Source organism: Streptomyces sp. NC-S4 (assembly GCF_054353315.1).
Genome location: NZ_CM135937.1, coordinates 7,450,386 through 7,465,494, shown reverse-complemented (window position 1 = coordinate 7,465,494; position 15,109 = coordinate 7,450,386). Strand labels below are relative to the sequence as shown.

Genomic DNA, 15,109 nt, shown 5'->3' with positions numbered 1-15,109 from the left:
CCGGACGGGTTCAGGCGTTCGTGCTTCGGCGAGTGCGTCGGGCCCAGCGCCGGAGTTCGTCGGTGCCCCACACGAGGACCGGGAAGGTGGCGATGAGCGCGACGACATCGAGGGAGAGGGCTGCGGTGCCGAACAGGTCTTGCAGCGGCGGCGCGTAGACGAGCGCCGCGGTGAAGACCAGCTCGAAGGCGATGCCTGCGAGGAGCAGGTGGTTGGTGAACAGGCCGATCTCGCGCAGAGCGGCGTGGTCGGTGCGTGCGGCCATGGCCGTGCCGACCTGGCAGGTGACGATGCCGGCGAACGTGGCGGTGGTCGCGGTGACGTACGCGTGGTGGAGGGGTGTGCCGGGGCCGGTGGGGTCGCCGGGGTGCCATCCCGCCCGCCAGAGCACGTAGAAGAACGCGGTCATGACCAGGGCGGCGGACACCGTGCCGAGCCATCCCCAGCTCCGGATGAGCATGTCGCGGGAGATGACCCCCTGCGAGCTCGGTCGCGGCGGACGGCTCATGACGCCCGGCTCGGCCCGTTCCCGGCCGAGGGCGAGGGCGGGGAGGGTCTCGGTGCCGAGGTCGATGGCGAGGATCTGCAGGACGGTCAGCGGCAGGGGGATGGTGCCGGCCGAGAGTGCGAACACCAGGAAGGGCACGACCTCGGGGGTGGCGTGGGCGAAGATGTAGACGATGAACTTGCGGACGTTGTCGTATACGCGGCGCCCGGATTCGATGGCGGCGACGATGGTGGCGAAGTTGTCGTCGGTCAGCACCATCGTGGACGCTTCGCGTGCCACGTCGGTGCCGGACCGGCCCATCGCGACCCCGATGTGCGCACGGTGAAGTGCCGGGGCGTCGTTGACACCGTCGCCGGTCATGGCCACGATCTGCCCGTGTGCGCGCAGCGTGTCGGCCACGTGCAGCTTGGTCTCCGGAGAGGAGCGGGCGAAAACGACCTCGGCATCGCCTTGTGCCAGGAGTTGGTCGAGCTCCTGGTCACCCACCGTCTCGGACTGGGCCACCACCGTGAGGCGCGGTACTCCGATGCCGACCTCCCGCGCGACGGCGGCCGCGGTGGCGCCGTTGTCGCCGGTGACGATGTGGACCCGGACGCCCGCGTCGTGACAGCGGCGGACTGCCTCCGCGACCTCGGGCCGCGGAGGGTCGTACAGGCCGACGAGCCCCAGAAGGCGCAGACCGCTCTCCGCGTCGTGGCGCCGCGCCGGCGTCGCGGCCCCCTTCGGCAGGTCGCGCACGGCGACGGCCAGGACACGCATGCCGTCGTGGGCGAGCCGGTCCGCGGCGGCGAGCGCGGCGGTGGACTCCCCGCCGTCAAGGGCGCCCACCACCGACTCCGGCGCGCCTTTGACGATGACGCGGGCGCCGTCCGGTTCCGCCTGCTGCACGACGGACATCAGGCGCAAGCGGGGATCGAAACGGAAGAGGACCTGGCGGTCGGCGTCCCTCCTGTCAAGGTCGATGGGGGCGCCGTAGGCGCCGGCTCCTTCGACCAGGGCGATCTCGGTCGGGTCCCCGTGCAGGTGGCCCTGGGCATCCCGCGTGACCATGGTGCACAGGGCCCCTGCACGGGCGAGTTCGCCTGCCCAGGGGCCTTTGCTCGTACCGTGTTCAGGGGTCCACACAGTCTGGAGCCGCATGCGGTTCCGGGTGAGGGTGCCGGTCTTGTCGGTGCAGATCACGTTGGTGGACCCGAGAGTTTCCACGGCGCTCAGCCGCTTGACCACAGCCCCCTGACGGGCGAGGGCCCGTACCCCGACGGCCAGGGCGAGGGTGATGATCGGCAGCAGGCCCTCGGGCACGTTGGCGACCAGCAGGCCGATGGCGAAGATCAGCGAGTCGGTCAGCGGGAGTCCCACGGCCACGCCTGCCACGAGGAACACCGCGCCCATGGCCACCGCGACGGCGGCGATCAGCCAGGCGACCTTCTTGACCTGCCGCTCCAAGGGGCTGGGGTCGCGCTGGGTGCGCTGGCTGAGTGCCGCGATCCGTCCGAGTTCGGTGTGGTCGCCCGTGGCGAACACGATCGCCTGGGCCTGGCCCTCGGTGCAGGCAGTACCGCTGAAGACGAGGTTCGGCTCCTGGAGCAGCGGAGCCCCTGCGAGACCGGGGCCGGCGACGCGTTCGGCGGGGGCGGACTCCCCTGTCAGCATCGACAGGTCGACCTCGATACCGCCGTCTGTGAGGCGTCCATCGGCGGGGACCTTGGCGCCCTCTTCGAGGACGATGAGGTCGCCCGGCACGAGCTCGCGCGACTCGACGGCCGACGGTTGGCCGTCGCGGATCACCCATGCGTGCTCGGGCAGATACCGGGCCAGGGTCTCCACTGCCTGCTCCGCCTGGCGCTCCTGCAGGAGCGCGAAGGCGGCGTTGACGATGACCACGGCGACGATGGCCCAGCCGAGGACCGCTATGTCCGCCACGAAGGCCAGTGCGGCAGCCGCCCAGAGCAGCATGGCCAGCGGGTGGACGAGCTGGCGGACGAGTTCCCGGCCCACCGAGGTACGGGCCTTGCGGCGGACCTCGTTGGGGCCGTAGACGGCGAGGCGGCGGGCCGCCTCGCGCGCGGAGAGTCCACTCGGCCCGGTGCCGAGCTCGCGCCTCAGGAGCGGCAACGGTTCGAGGGGGTCAGGACTCAGGGGCAGCCCCTTGGCCGGAGAGGGGGGCCGGGTGGCTGCCTCAGTCATCGCCAGGTCCCTTTTCGCGCCGCAGCCTGCCGGACCAGCGCGGCTCCACGGCCTCCCACTCGTGCTCCCACTGGGCCAGGCTGCGGGTCTCGACGAGAAGCAGACGAAGGCGGACCACTGCCCCTGTGGCGAGGGCGAGCAGGCTGAAGGATCCGACTCCCGCGACTGCGGCCGTGAGGACGCGTCGGGCTTCGGCCGACGGCGCCTGCGCCTCCCTGCCCGCGTCATCGACCCAGATCGTGACCGTCCGGCCTGCCGGAGTGCCGAACGGGACGGAGATCGTGTCGGAGTGCTGGTGAGCGGCCGGGTACTCCCAGACGGCCCGAGCAACCGTCCGGGAGGTGCCGCCGGAACGGTTGGAGACCGCGCGCCCCACGGCACCGACCGTCGTCGCCTCGATCCGGTGCCGGTGGCGGGCCGCTTCCCGGGCAGTGCGGCTTTCGGCGTCCCAGACGGCCGTCGTGACGACGACGCCGCAGGACAGGGCGATCAGGAAGGAGAGCACGAAGGCGATGTTCCAGCGGCGCCGGGTCCGGTCGGCCGGACGACGCAGCTCGTTCGGACGTCCGCCGAACAGCCGACGCACGCGGTCGGCCGTCGCCGGGCGCGATCGGGTGGGCCCGTCTCCGGGCGTGCCGGGCTCGAACATCGTGCACCTCCGCGCTCTGGTACGGCCCGGCCGCTCAGTGGGGAGCGGCGAGTTCGGCGCTGATGTGGTGGGCCCACGTCCGGATCCGCTCGGGATTGCGGAAGTCTCCTCCCTTGCCCGCGCGGACCATGGCCCGGGCGATGAAGCCGGGCGTACTGGCGGTGATACTGCCGCCGAAGGTGATGTGCTCGCGTGCGCCGAGGCGCTCCATCTCCCGGGCCACCGCCGGCACCGGCGCGATGTCGTGCTGCTCGGCGGAACTGTCCACGGGGCCGCTGCTGAACAGGTAGACCGGGCGGTGCTGAAGGTAGTGCTCGTTGCGTTCGGCGCAGCGCTTGGCCTTGCCGCTCCAGTGCCCGGCGTACAGGGCGCCGCCGAGCACCACTGCGTCGTACCCGCGTACGTCGTCCACGTCGTCGGCGGGGACCACGACGGCGTCGAGGCCGTCCTCACGCAGGGTCCTGCCGATCTCGGACGCGATTCCGGCGGTCGCACCGTGCTTGGTGCCGTAGGCGACCAGGACGCGCTTGGACGTCATGACGAGTCTCCCTTGCCGCCCGCCGTGGTGCGCTTGACGGGGATGCTGCGCCTGGACTCCTCGGGCGAGGCCGGCATGGGCACGCGCACGGTGAGGATGCCGTCCTCGTACGCTGCCTCGACTTCGTCGGAGGGGATCGGCCCGGGCAGGCGCACCACTCTCTGGAAGGAGCCGTAGCGGAACTCCGAGTGATCCTTCTCCTCCTTGCTCTCGGTGTGCTCGGCGCTGACGGTGAGGGTGTCCCCCTCAACCGTGATCTGGATGTCCTTGTCGGGGTCCATCCCGGGAAGTTCGGCGCGCAGCGTGTACTGCCCCTCCTTGTTGGTCACCTCGATCGGGATCGGGAAGGTGTCGAACGACGACCGCCACAGCGGGAACCGTGGGAATTCGGTGCCGAACCAGTCCCTGAAATCGGGGAACGGGCTGCGCCTGCGCTCCAGGTGCGTTCCTGACATGGTGTGCTCCGTTCCGGCGCCCGATCAGCGCCTTCATGCGTTGCCTTCCTCCACTTTCACGAGACGGACGGCTGCTCCGCTTGGGACCATCGGGTCCCTGATGGGGCCGTTCGGCCCTCCCCGTACCGGACCGATTCGGCGGCGGCCACGTGGTGCTTGACCGCGGCGAAGCTGTCCGGGGCGACGGAGATGGAGTCGATCCCGGCCTTGACCAGGAACTCCGTGAAGGCGGGGTCGTCGCTCGGGCGCTGGCCACAGAGACCGACGGGGCGGCCCGCTGCCTGAGCACGAGGGACGAGGATCTCGATGCTCCGGGTGACCGCCGGGTTGGTCTCGTCGAAGACGTGGGCGAGGGCTTCGGAGTCGCGGTCGACACCCAGGGTGAGCTGGGTGAGGTCGTTGCTGCCGATGGAGAAACCGTCGAAGCGTTCGGCGAAGTCCTGGGCCAGGATGACGTTGGCGGGGATCTCCGCCATGACGTAGACCTTCAGCCCGTTCTCCCCACGGCGGAGGCCTTCCTCAGCCATGACACCCAGCACCCGGTCGGCCTCTTCGAGGCTGCGACAGAAGGGGATCATGACGACGACGTTGGCCAGGCCCATCTCGTCGCGGACCCTGCGCAGGGCCCGGCACTCGAGGGCGAAGCCCTCCCGGTATCCGTCGCTGTAGTAGCGGCTCGCGCCCCGCCAGCCGATCATCGGGTTGGCCTCGACCGGCTCGAACGGCCGACCGCCGACAAGGCGCGCGTACTCGTTGGTCTTGAAGTCGCTGGTCCGTACGATGACGGGGGCGGGCCACCGGGAGGCGGCGATCCGGGCGATGCCGTACGCCAGGCGATCGGTGAAGTAGCGGGTACGGTCGAGGTATCCCTCGGTGAGCTGGTCGACGGCGCAGCGGTCGGCGGGATCCAGGCGCTCGGGGTGCAGCAGGGCCATCGGGTGGACCTTGACCTGGTGCGCCACTATGAACTCCAGCCGGGCCAGGCCGACGCCATCGGCCGGCAGGCGCCACCACCGGAAGGCGGCGGCCGGGTCGGCGAGATTGAGCATGACGTGCGTCCGGGTGGCGGGGATGTCCGCGAGGTCGGTCTCGGTCTCCTCATAGGCGAGCACCCCGTCGTAGACCTTGCCGCGTCCGCCTTCGGCACAGGAGACGGTCACCTTCTGTCCGTCGTACAGGGCCTGAGTCGCACGGCCGGTACCGACGACGGCGGGGACGCCGAGTTCGCGGCTGACGATCGCAGCGTGGGACGTGCGGCCGCCGTGGTCGGTGACGATGGCGGAGGCGCGCTTCATGATCGGTTCCCAGTCCGGGTCGGTGATACCCGTGACGAGCACCCCGCCGGACGGGAAGCGGTCGAGGTCGACGGGCGAGTCCAGGACGACGACGGGCCCGCTGCCGATGGCCTCGCCGACAGCGATGCCGTCCACGAGAGGCGTACCTGGCACGGCCGTCAGGCGGCAGCGGCGCAGGGTGGAGGCGGCGCGGCGGGACTGAACGGTCTCGGGCCGGGCCTGCACGATCCACAGGTCGCCGGTGAGGCCGTCTTTGGCCCATTCCAGGTCCATGGGGCAGCCGTAGTGCCCTTCGACGGTCAGCGCCCAGTCGGCGAGGAGCCTCACTTCGGTGTCGTTCAGGACCCTCTGCAAGCGCTCCTCGTCGGTGGTATCAATGGTCCGCGTCAGTCCATGTTCCGCATAGACCGCCTTCCGCCGCTTCGCTCCGACACGTACGTCGATCAGCGGGTCCAGATCCGGGTCCTTCAGGCTCGGCTTGAAGACGGTGTACTCGTCGGGGTCGACCTGCCCGCTGACGACCGTCTCGCCCAGTCCGCACGCCGCGCTGATGACGATGACCTCGGGGAAGCCGCTCTCCGGGTCGAGGGTGAAGATCACCCCGGCACCGGCCAGGTCCGACCGGACCATGATCTGAACACCGACCGAGAGGGCGACCTGGAGGTGGTCGAAGCCCATCCGCTCCCGGTAGTCGATGGCTCGGTCGGTGTAGAGGGACGCATAGCAGCGATGCACCGACTCCAGCAATTGGGCGGTCCCGCGCACGTTCAGGTAGGTCTCCTGCTGGCCTGCGAAGCTCGCCTCCGGCAGGTCCTCGGCGGTGGCGCTGCTGCGTACGGCGACCTCAGGGTCCGCGCGGCCTTCGTCGCGCCCCAGCTGCTCGTACGCCGAGACGATCTCGGCCCGCAGCCCTGGGGGCAGCGGCTCGGCGAGGGTCATCGACCGTATCGCGGCCCCGACCTCATCGAGCGCGGCGCCCTCGTGCAGGCGCGCGATCTGTTCCTCGATCCGCCCCCGGAGTCCGTGTCCGTCCAGCAGCTCTCCGTACGCGGCGGCCGTCGTTGCGAACCCCGGAGGGACGCGCACGCCGGCATCGGCCAGGTGGGCGGTCATCTCACCCAGTGAGGCGTTCTTACCCCCGACACTGCCGACTTCCTGCCGGCCGAGTTCCGCGAACGGTATGACGCGCCGCGTGCTTGCCATGACGACCTCCGGGCTCAATAGGGGAGCGGGCGGCCGGACGGGGTTCGCAGGTCCAGCGGCTCGAGCTTGTGGGGCTGCTTCTGGCAGGACTGGATCCGGATGCGCTGCATGATGCCCACCTCCTGGGGAAACGGAGCCCGTATCGGCATCCGGATTCCACGATCACACCGGGAGGTGGCTGCACCCCAGTGCCGAGAGGTGCAGCGGCAAGGGGCCGACCGGGCCTTACCGGGGAGGGGCCGACCGGCCCATGGCAGGCCGAGCAGGGAACCGAAGGGCTCATGCCCGACAGGCGCAGAGCGTGCAGGCTGGGGGTATGTCCGAGACGACGACCACCGACCTCTACGAGGTGACGATGGCGATGTCCTACCTGCGAGAGGGCATGCTCGCGTCGGCCACCTTCAGCCTGTTCGTCCGGGATCTGCCGCCCGGCCGGGGATTCCTCGTCTCCGCCGGGCTGGAGCCGTCCCTGGACTACCTGTCCCACTTCCGGGTGAGCGCGGATGACGTCCGCGACTTCGCCGTCGCGCTCCACAGACCGCCCGAGGAAGTGTCCGGCCTGCTCGGCCTGCGCTTTGACGGGGAAGTCCGCGCGATTCCGGAGGGCCACCTCGTTTTCGCCGGGGAGCCCCTGCTGGAGGTCACCTCCCCGCTCCCCCAGCTCGTCGAGACGTATCTGCTCAGCCAGATCTGCCACCAGACCGCCGTCGCCTCGAAGGCGGCCCGTTGCGTGATCGCCGCGGAGGGCCGGCCCCTGGTGGACTTCTCTCTGCGCCGCGACCACGGCCCCCAGGCCGGGCTGCAGGCCGCCCGGCTCTCCGCCATGGTCGGTTTCACCGCGACCAGCAATGTTGCCGCCGCCACCCGATACGGCATCCCCGCCGCCGGAACCATGGCTCACTCCTACATCGAGTGCTTCCCTAGCGAGGAGGACGTCTTCCGGGCCTTCGCCCGCACCCATCCGGGCCCGCTGACGTTCCTCGTCGACACCTACGACACCGAGCGTGGCGTCGCGACCGCCGGCCGTGTTCTCGCCGGGCTCCGGCGAGGGCCGGGCTGCGCGATCCGGCTCGACAGCGGCGATCTGGGTGAGCTCGCCGAACGGTCACGCCAGCTGCTCGATGCGGCAGGGCTGGCCGACGTACGCATCATCGCCAGCGGCGGTCTGGACGAATACTCCGTCGCCGAACTCGTGTGCACTCGGGCACCGATCGACGTCTTCGCGGTCGGAACCCGGGTGGGCGTCGCCGCCGACGCTCCCTACTTGGACGCGGCGTACAAGTTGGTCCAGTACGACGGACGCCCGGTGATGAAGCTGTCCTCCGCGAAGGTCACCGCCCCGGCTCCCAAGCAGGTGTTCCGCGGCCCCGGCCGCACGGATGTGAAGGGTCTGTCCGACGAGCAACCGCCTGACGGTACGGTGCCCCTGCTCCGTACGGTGATGCGCGACGGCCGCCGGACCGGCCCTCCCGACACCCTCGCCTCGGCCGGAGCCCGCTTCGAGGCTGACCTCGTGGACCTGCCGGAGGCAGCACGCCTCATCCATCGCCCCGAGAGCCCTGTGCCAACAGGTTCCCCGCAGTTGAAGGCCCTGACCTCGGTGGTGAGGGACCGTCTCAAAGCAGCATCCGCCGCCCCCGCTGACAGGAGCGGATGAGCGGGATCCGCTGATCGGCCGACTTCCATGCGGAACCACCGCTGCCGACCAAGGCCACGGACGCGGCCCGTCCACCGGGCAGGTACAGCGGAAGGGGAGGGGCTATTCGGGAGAAGGGGTGCGCGCGTGGCGAGCCGACCGTTGCCGAGCGTGCACAGAGCTTCCCACGCGTATCGTGCGGGTTCGATTCCCGTCTTCCGCTCCAAGACAGAGCCCCAGGTCAGCAACCTGGGGCTGTTGTCCAAACCCCTCAGGGCCCGCTGCCATTCTCGTGCCCCAAGTGCCGTAACGGGGCTTCAGTCCATCCGGGGGAAGAAGGAGGTGCCGGACGCGGACCGGCCGAGGCGGCCGGTCCGCAGTCGCTGGCGCCGGCCTGTCAGTGGCCCTCCTTGCGCCTGCCTCCGATTTGGAGCGGCCGCATCATCTCGTTGTCCTCGTGCTCGACGATGTGGCAGTGCCAGACGAAGCGACCGGGGTGATCGAACCGCGCCTTCACCCGGGTGATTTCTCCCGGATAGGCGATCACGGTGTCCTTGAAACCGAGCTCCCAGCTCTCCGGCGGAATGGGTGCCCCGTTGAACGGCTGCCGGTTCACCACCTCGAACGCCACCTCGTGGATGTGGATCGGGTGGGCGTCCACAGTGAAGTTGTGCAGTTCCCATGTTTCGGTCGCGTTCAGCCTCGGGTTCTCCGTGACCGGGTCGTCCCAGGCGAGCGAGACCGGATTGCCGGCGGAGTCGACCGTCCCGAGCAGGTTCTGGACGGGCGTTCCCGGTGGCACCAAGGGGTTGCTGGAGTTCGCCTCGTTGAGGGACAGCCGACGGGTGACGCTCGCCGAGCCAAGTGGCCTGATCCTGGGCAGCCTGAGCCGATCCGGCGGGACGCTGGTGTCCTTGCTCGCCAGAGGGCCGACCACGAACTTCATCACCTGCCCAGTGGTGGCCGGATCCGCCACAGGGAAGGCCACGCCCGGTTCGCCCCGGCCGAAGGGTTCGTCCGCGCCCTCGTTGATGAGGTACAGCTCGGTACCTTCCGCAATCCCGGTGAAGTCGACGATTACGTCGGCCCGCTCCGCATTGGCCAGCAGCAGCCGCTCCAGCCGCACTGGTGCGGGCAGGAACCCGCCTTCGTTGCCGATCTGCCAGAACGGTACGGCCGACCGGGCCGGTCTGACGGTCGGACCGTCCGCGATCTTCAGGATGAGGAACCGGGCATTGCATCCATTGAGGAAGCGCAGCCTGTAGCGACGCGGTTCGACTTCGAGCTTCGGCCATGTCCGGCCGTTGACCACCATGGTGTTGGCGAAGAATTCGGGGTTCCAGATGGGGGACACATCGGTCGTGGGAATGTACGGACCCGCGAACCCGTCGAAGAATTCCCGGGTCGTGGGGTAGAACAGCGAGCCGTCCGAATTGAACGAGCGGTCCTGGATGGCCAGGGGGATCTCGTGGTATCGGGTACCCGGCCGATCTCCGGAGGCGGGCGCCGGGCCGGGCAGGGCCCCCTTGGGCAGGTCGCACTCACCGCCGCGGAGCAGATAGAAGCCGGCGGGTCCGGCGTAGACGTTGAGCCGGGTCAGACCCAGGGTGTGGTCGTGGAACCAGAGGGTCGATGCCCGCTGGTCGTTGGCGTACTGGAAGGTCGCGGTACCCGGATCCCACTTCAGGCGGTGCGCATCGGCGAACTTGTCCCGGAACTCGTTGTAGAACGAGCCCACGGTGGCGAATCCCGGAGGAATGTTGTTCGCGCGTGGCAGGTACCACGCTTCCGTGTAGCCGTCGCTCTCCTCGGTGGAATGCCCACCGTGCAGGTGCGTGACGATCGGTACGGGGCCGGTGTACGGACCCGGCGTCGATGTGAAGGTCGGCCGCGAATCCCGCCCGGCATTTCCGCCCGGCGGGTTCGCCCAGTGCAGGGTGGGGTCGACCGCCAGCAAGTGCGGGAGGAAACGGCCCTGGCTGTCGACGAGATCGTTCACCCAGGTGACCCGGACAGGCCTGTCTACGCTGGCCTCGATGGTGAACGACGGGTAGTTGAACGTGCTGTTGTCCCCGAGCGAGCCGTATCCCCACAGGGTGGTGGACGGCAGAGTGGGAGGCAATACCTGCTGGCTGAATTGCCGGACGCCGATGACATACGTATCGATGCCGTGCCGCTCCGGGTGCCGGGCCTTCGGCATCACCGGCGGGATCACCAGGTTGGTGACGTATTTCGGGATGGTCGTGGGGTCCAGGGTGGAGACTGCGAATTTCCCGACAGACCTGGCCCCCGGAACCACCGCGGTCTCGTTCGGGAGTGCCACCGCCTCATTAGGGGCCGGAAGGACCAGGGCCGCTCCACCAACGGCCCCGGCTACGAGCAGGTCTCTTCGCGCGATCATCTCTCTCGCCTTCTGCAGCCCGAGGGCATCGATCACTTCCTCACTCAATGTTAAGTGGGATGCACGGTAAGTAATCGAAGGATGCCCGGCGTGGCGACGGGCTGTCGGGGCAGGCAGCGAGCGAGCCGCAACCGGCACAGTCATGGCCAATATCCGTTGCCGGCAAATAGCCTGCGCTCAGCCTCGGTTTTCTCGTGGTCCGTCGGCCTCCTGGAACCCCAAGGATGCGGCCGGGCGGCGTCGTTGTGTGCGGGCCGGACCTCGTCGAACGTCTCGACCGCTCCGTCCCTGAGCGCTTCCGTGAACGCGTGCTCTTTTCGGGCGGCGACCGTCCATGCAGTGCCGCACGCCGGCGGATCCGCGGCGTTAATCTGTCGAAATCGGACTTCCACTCAACAGCATGCAGCGCGGCGGAATCGAGGAGGACCCCGTCGGTGTCCAGAACGACGGCTCGAAGCGGACTCACTGCCTGATCACCCGGCGCCCAGTGATCCGGATCGCGGTGACCTTCATCCAATGGGTCCTCGGGCCGCCGGCCCAGGGCAGGGAGTACGCGACTGCGTCAAGCCGACCGAGCTCCTCCGCGTCAGTGACGCCTCCCGCCTCGCCTACGACCATAACGCTCCAGCCCAGGCGCGTGGCGTCGTCGATGTGGTCGGCCTCGAAGGCCACCTCGGTGCCGGCGGCCCGCGCGAGCACCGCGTCACCCGAGGTCCGGAATGCGATGTCGCGGCCCGCCACCACGTAGTTGACCGGGAATATCGCCGGACCCTCCGGGGTGAAGACGGCGACCCTGCCCACGCCGTGCGTGGACAGCAGTCGTCGGCACTCGCCGTCGGACAACTCGACCAGCTCGGCATCCCGCACGGCCGTGCCTCTGCCTGGCGGGTACTCCGTCATCGCGCCGGAGAGTTCCGCGGCGGTCGTCCCGAGCGCGTCGGCAAGTCGCAGAAGGGAGCCGATCGCCGGCGCTGCCGCGTGTTCCTCCAGGTAGGTGATGTACGCGCCGTCAGCGCCGCAGCGCTCACCCAGTTCGTCCCGGGTGAGGCCGAGTTCCTCACGGTGCATGGCGATCCGCCGCCCGAGGTCAGTACGTCCGGCCGGCGCCTCTGTGGCGCCCGGCCCGTGCTGGGTTCTCCTCATTGTCTTCACGTCCTCTCGGTGTCAGGGCTGGGTGGCCGGAACCGTGGCAACGTGTGCCGGGGCTGTGGAGACCGGCGGTCACGATGGGGGCCAGGCCGATACGTCCCGTGCCGAGGATCCTGACCGAATTCACCTCGGGCAGGTCGCCTTCGGCGATGCGCTCGTCGAGGCCGCGGACGGTGACGGCGTCGGCACGGACGATCGCGCTGGCTGCGTCTGTCCGGGCCCTGGAAGGCGAGTGTCTTCACGACGCTCCCCTCTTCCCTTGCATACGTTAAGGAGGTTGCACCGCCAGGCTGGACCGGGCTCGACCGCCCGCGCATGGGCCGGTCGGTCCCCTGCGTGGGCCTGTCGGCCCCCTGTCGGCCCTTACACACGGTGCAATGGTGAGAACCGGATCCCCTTATCGAAGGGAGGGCGGGTCATGTCCGAGACAGCCCCGCGCCCCGCTACCGCCTCGCCCAGACCTGCACTCCTCCGGTTGCTCGGTGCGGTACGCACGGTCACCGGCAGCAAGTTCCTCGTCGAGAGCGACCACGCCCGCATCCTGGTCGACTGCGGGCTCTTCCAGGGTTTCGCGGACCTGCGCCGTCGCAACTGGGACAAGCCCGGCTTCGACGCCTCCGACCTCCGCGCCGTGGTCGTGACCCATGCTCACCTGGACCACTGCGGCTATCTGCCGCGCCTGGTCCGGCACGGCTTCCGTGGTCCGATCCTCTGCACCCCCGGAACGGCCCGCCTCGCCGAGATCGTGCTCCGCGACAGTGCCCGCCTCCAGATGGAGGCCGCCGAGCACGCCAACAGTCACGGCTGGTCCAAGCACCGCCCCGCCAAGCCGCTCTACGACGACTCGGACGTCGAGAACACGTTGAAGTTCTTCGACCCGGTCGAGGTCGGCAGCGAGATCGAGATCATGGCCGGAACGAAGCTGAAGCTGCACCACGGCGGACACATCCTCGGCTCAGCCTGGGCCCACCTCACGCTGGAGGACGGCCACACCCTGGCCGTCAGTGGCGACCTTGGTCGTCCCGGGCACCCCCTGCTGCTGCCCCCGGAGCCGTTCACCGGCGCCGACGTGCTGCTGATGGAGTCCACCTACGGCGACCGCCGCCACGACCACGAGACGGCGCGGCGCGAGTTCGCTGCCGTGATCACCCGAACGCTGTCGCGAGGAGGAACCGTCGTCATCCCGGCATTCGCGATCGACCGGACCGAGGTCGTCCTGCACGAGCTGGCCGAGCTGCGCGGTGACGGCACGCTGCCCCGCCACGTGCCCGTCTACGTGGACAGCCCCATGGCCCTGGCCGCCTTGGACGTGTACCGCGACGCCCTGCGGTCCCGCGCTCCCGAACTGCGGCCCGAGATCCTGGCCCAGGGCGAGGCGGTGTTCAGCCCGGAGCCCTTCCTGGCCGCCCGTACCGTCCAGGAGTCCATCGATATCAACAGCACCACAGGCCCTGCGGTCATCGTCTCCTCCGCCGGCATGGCCACCGGCGGCCGGGTCCTGCACCACCTGCACCGGCTGCTGCCCGACCCCCGCAACGCTGTCGTGATCGTCGGCTTCGCCGCGGCAGGCACCCGGGCGCGTGACCTCGTCGACGGAGTCCGCACCCTCAAGATGTTCGGCGAGTACGTTCCCGTACGCGCCGAGGTGGCCGACGTACCCCACTTCTCCGCCCACGCGGACGCCGACCAGATCATCGACTGGCTGCGCGACGCCCCGCCCCCGCACACCACCTACCTCGTCCATGGCGAGGAGACCGCTGCCGAGACCCTGCGGGACCGCATCAACCACGAGCTGGGCTGGACGGCCGTCGTACCCAAATCCGGCGAGGCCGTGCTGGTCCGTTGACCCGGGCCGTATGGGCCCTGCGGTATGCACCGCGAGGCCCTCCCGCACCCCAGGAGACCGGCGCGACCCTGAAGGGGAACGGCTGGAGGCACACCATGACCGCCATGAGCACTCTCCTCGACGAGATGGAACCCGAAGCACGCCAGGCTCTGCTCGCCCACGCCCGCCGCGTGGACATCCCCGCCGGAACCCGCATCTTCAAGGAACGGCAGCGGGCCGACCGCTTCTGGGTCATCGAGAACGGCACCGTCGACCTCGACCTGCACGTCCCCGGCCACAAGGCCGCCGTCGTCGACACCCTCGGTTCAGGAGAGCTCCTCGGCTGGTCATGGATGGTCCCTCCCTACTCCTGGCACCTCGGCGCCGTCACCACCCACCCTGTTCGGGCGCTCGAATTCGACGCCGAGGCCGTACGGAAGCTCTGCGACGAGAACGCCGCCGTGGGCCGTTGCATTTCGACCGCTGTCGCCGCAGTCATCGCCCGTCGCCTCGACTCGGCCCGTACCCGGATCCTCGACCTGTTCGCGCCCCACCACAGCGACATGCCGCTCGCCTACGCCCGCTGAGGACCAGCCATGACCTCCACCCCGTACACCGTCAACGACGTCATGACGAAGACCGTCGTCACTGTCACCGCCGCCGCCGAGTTCAAGGAGATCGCCACCGCGATGGAGCGCTGGAAGGTCACCGCGGTCCCGGTCATCGAAGGCGAAGGCCATGTCGTCGGCGTCGTCTCCGAAGCCGACCTCCTCACCAAGGAGGAGTTCCACGAACACGGACCGAGCCTCATCGAGCAGATGCGCCGCCTCGGCGACACCGCGAAGGCCGGATCGGTCCGCGCCGAGCAGTTGATGACCACACCCGCCGTCACGATCCGCCCCGACGCCACGCTCCCCCAGGCCGCCCGCCTGATGGCCGACCGCCACATCAAACGGCTTCCAGTCGTCGACACCGACGGCACCCTCCTCGGCATCGTCAGCCGCGCCGACCTCCTGAAGGTCTTCCTCCGCGCCGACGACGACCTGGCCGCCGAGGTCCGCCGCGAGGTCGTCGACCGTCTCTTCCCCCTCTCGCACCGTGACATCACGGTCGACGTCACGCACGGGATCGTCACCCTGTCGGGAAGGACCCGCGACCCGCACCTCATCCCCGTGGCCACGCGCCTCGCCCGGGCCGTCGAAGGTGTGGTCGGCGTGCACTGCCGGCTCGAAGGCCCCGCCTCTGTGTAAGCGTCATGTCAGC

Annotated in this window: 11 protein-coding genes; 4 read left to right on the top strand and 7 right to left on the bottom strand. The window is 69.6% G+C overall.

The window, feature by feature from the left end; translation table 11 throughout:
- Positions 1 to 10: 10 nt before the first annotated feature.
- Genes ACXNSR_RS33415 through ppsA form a run of 5 tightly spaced genes read right to left on the bottom strand, consistent with a single transcriptional unit; the run spans position 11 to position 6,835 of the window.
- Positions 11 to 2,695: a cation-translocating P-type ATPase gene (locus ACXNSR_RS33415; protein ID WP_458639082.1), complete on the bottom strand. Its 2,685-nt coding sequence runs from the start codon at positions 2,693 to 2,695 to the stop codon at positions 11 to 13.
- Positions 2,688 to 3,344: an Rv1733c family protein gene (locus ACXNSR_RS33410; protein ID WP_458639081.1), complete on the bottom strand. Its 657-nt coding sequence runs from the start codon at positions 3,342 to 3,344 to the stop codon at positions 2,688 to 2,690. The genes ACXNSR_RS33415 and ACXNSR_RS33410 overlap by 8 nt, the downstream gene beginning before the upstream one ends.
- Before the next feature lie 34 nt (positions 3,345 to 3,378).
- Entirely contained in the window at positions 3,379 to 3,882 is a 504-nt protein-coding gene (locus tag ACXNSR_RS33405) for a flavodoxin domain-containing protein (protein ID WP_326747003.1), read from the bottom strand.
- The gene (locus ACXNSR_RS33400) at positions 3,879 to 4,337 is read right to left on the bottom strand and encodes an Hsp20/alpha crystallin family protein (protein ID WP_458639080.1); all 459 of its coding nucleotides are present in this window, start codon (positions 4,335 to 4,337) and stop codon (positions 3,879 to 3,881) included. Before ACXNSR_RS33400 ends, ACXNSR_RS33405 begins: the two co-directional genes overlap by 4 nt.
- A 56-nt stretch (positions 4,338 to 4,393) precedes the next feature.
- On the bottom strand, positions 4,394 to 6,835 hold the full coding sequence (ppsA, locus tag ACXNSR_RS33395; protein ID WP_458639079.1) for a phosphoenolpyruvate synthase: 2,442 nt from the start codon (positions 6,833 to 6,835) through the stop codon (positions 4,394 to 4,396).
- A gap of 316 nt (positions 6,836 to 7,151) precedes the next feature.
- Here ppsA and ACXNSR_RS33390 point away from each other — a divergent pair, with 316 nt between their 5' ends.
- Complete coding sequence (locus tag ACXNSR_RS33390; RefSeq protein WP_458639078.1) at positions 7,152 to 8,492, top strand: nicotinate phosphoribosyltransferase; 1,341 nt, start codon at positions 7,152 to 7,154, stop codon at positions 8,490 to 8,492.
- A gap of 376 nt (positions 8,493 to 8,868) precedes the next feature.
- Here ACXNSR_RS33390 and ACXNSR_RS33385 read toward each other — a convergent pair whose 3' ends face one another.
- Both ACXNSR_RS33385 and ACXNSR_RS33380 read right to left on the bottom strand, forming a co-directional pair.
- Positions 8,869 to 10,908, bottom strand: coding sequence for a multicopper oxidase family protein (locus ACXNSR_RS33385; RefSeq protein ID WP_458639077.1), 2,040 nt, complete (start codon positions 10,906 to 10,908; stop codon positions 8,869 to 8,871).
- Positions 10,909 to 11,334: 426 nt separating this feature from the next.
- On the bottom strand, positions 11,335 to 12,015 hold the full coding sequence (locus tag ACXNSR_RS33380) for a helix-turn-helix domain-containing protein (protein ID WP_458639076.1): 681 nt from the start codon (positions 12,013 to 12,015) through the stop codon (positions 11,335 to 11,337).
- A 424-nt stretch (positions 12,016 to 12,439) separates the two neighbouring features.
- On the opposite strand from ACXNSR_RS33380, the gene ACXNSR_RS33375 reads away from it, so the two are divergent.
- The 3 genes from ACXNSR_RS33375 (at position 12,440) to ACXNSR_RS33365 (ending at position 15,096) form a co-directional block, all read left to right on the top strand.
- Positions 12,440 to 13,867 carry an MBL fold metallo-hydrolase RNA specificity domain-containing protein gene (locus tag ACXNSR_RS33375; protein ID WP_458639075.1) on the top strand — a complete coding sequence of 476 codons (1,428 nt, stop codon included), beginning with the start codon at positions 12,440 to 12,442 and terminating at the stop codon, positions 13,865 to 13,867.
- Between the two features lie 104 nt (positions 13,868 to 13,971).
- Positions 13,972 to 14,433 (top strand): Crp/Fnr family transcriptional regulator, encoded by a 462-nt coding sequence (locus tag ACXNSR_RS33370; protein WP_458639074.1) that lies wholly within the window; start codon positions 13,972 to 13,974, stop codon positions 14,431 to 14,433.
- A gap of 9 nt (positions 14,434 to 14,442) precedes the next feature.
- Positions 14,443 to 15,096: a CBS domain-containing protein gene (locus ACXNSR_RS33365; RefSeq protein WP_458639073.1), complete on the top strand. Its 654-nt coding sequence runs from the start codon at positions 14,443 to 14,445 to the stop codon at positions 15,094 to 15,096.
- The last annotated feature ends 13 nt before the right edge of the window (positions 15,097 to 15,109 follow it).

Coding starts and splice junctions, on each gene's coding strand:
- ACXNSR_RS33380 (WP_458639076.1), bottom strand. CDS start 12,015: ATGAGGAGAACCCAGCACGGGCCGGGCGCCACAGAGGCGCCGGCCGGA.
- ACXNSR_RS33410 (WP_458639081.1), bottom strand. CDS start 3,344: ATGTTCGAGCCCGGCACGCCCGGAGACGGGCCCACCCGATCGCGCCCG.
- ACXNSR_RS33400 (WP_458639080.1), bottom strand. CDS start 4,337: ATGTCAGGAACGCACCTGGAGCGCAGGCGCAGCCCGTTCCCCGATTTC.
- ACXNSR_RS33415 (WP_458639082.1), bottom strand. CDS start 2,695: ATGACTGAGGCAGCCACCCGGCCCCCCTCTCCGGCCAAGGGGCTGCCC.
- ACXNSR_RS33390 (WP_458639078.1), top strand. CDS start 7,152: ATGTCCGAGACGACGACCACCGACCTCTACGAGGTGACGATGGCGATG.
- ACXNSR_RS33370 (WP_458639074.1), top strand. CDS start 13,972: ATGAGCACTCTCCTCGACGAGATGGAACCCGAAGCACGCCAGGCTCTG.
- ACXNSR_RS33405 (WP_326747003.1), bottom strand. CDS start 3,882: ATGACGTCCAAGCGCGTCCTGGTCGCCTACGGCACCAAGCACGGTGCG.
- ACXNSR_RS33365 (WP_458639073.1), top strand. CDS start 14,443: ATGACCTCCACCCCGTACACCGTCAACGACGTCATGACGAAGACCGTC.
- ppsA (WP_458639079.1), bottom strand. CDS start 6,835: ATGGCAAGCACGCGGCGCGTCATACCGTTCGCGGAACTCGGCCGGCAG.
- ACXNSR_RS33375 (WP_458639075.1), top strand. CDS start 12,440: ATGTCCGAGACAGCCCCGCGCCCCGCTACCGCCTCGCCCAGACCTGCA.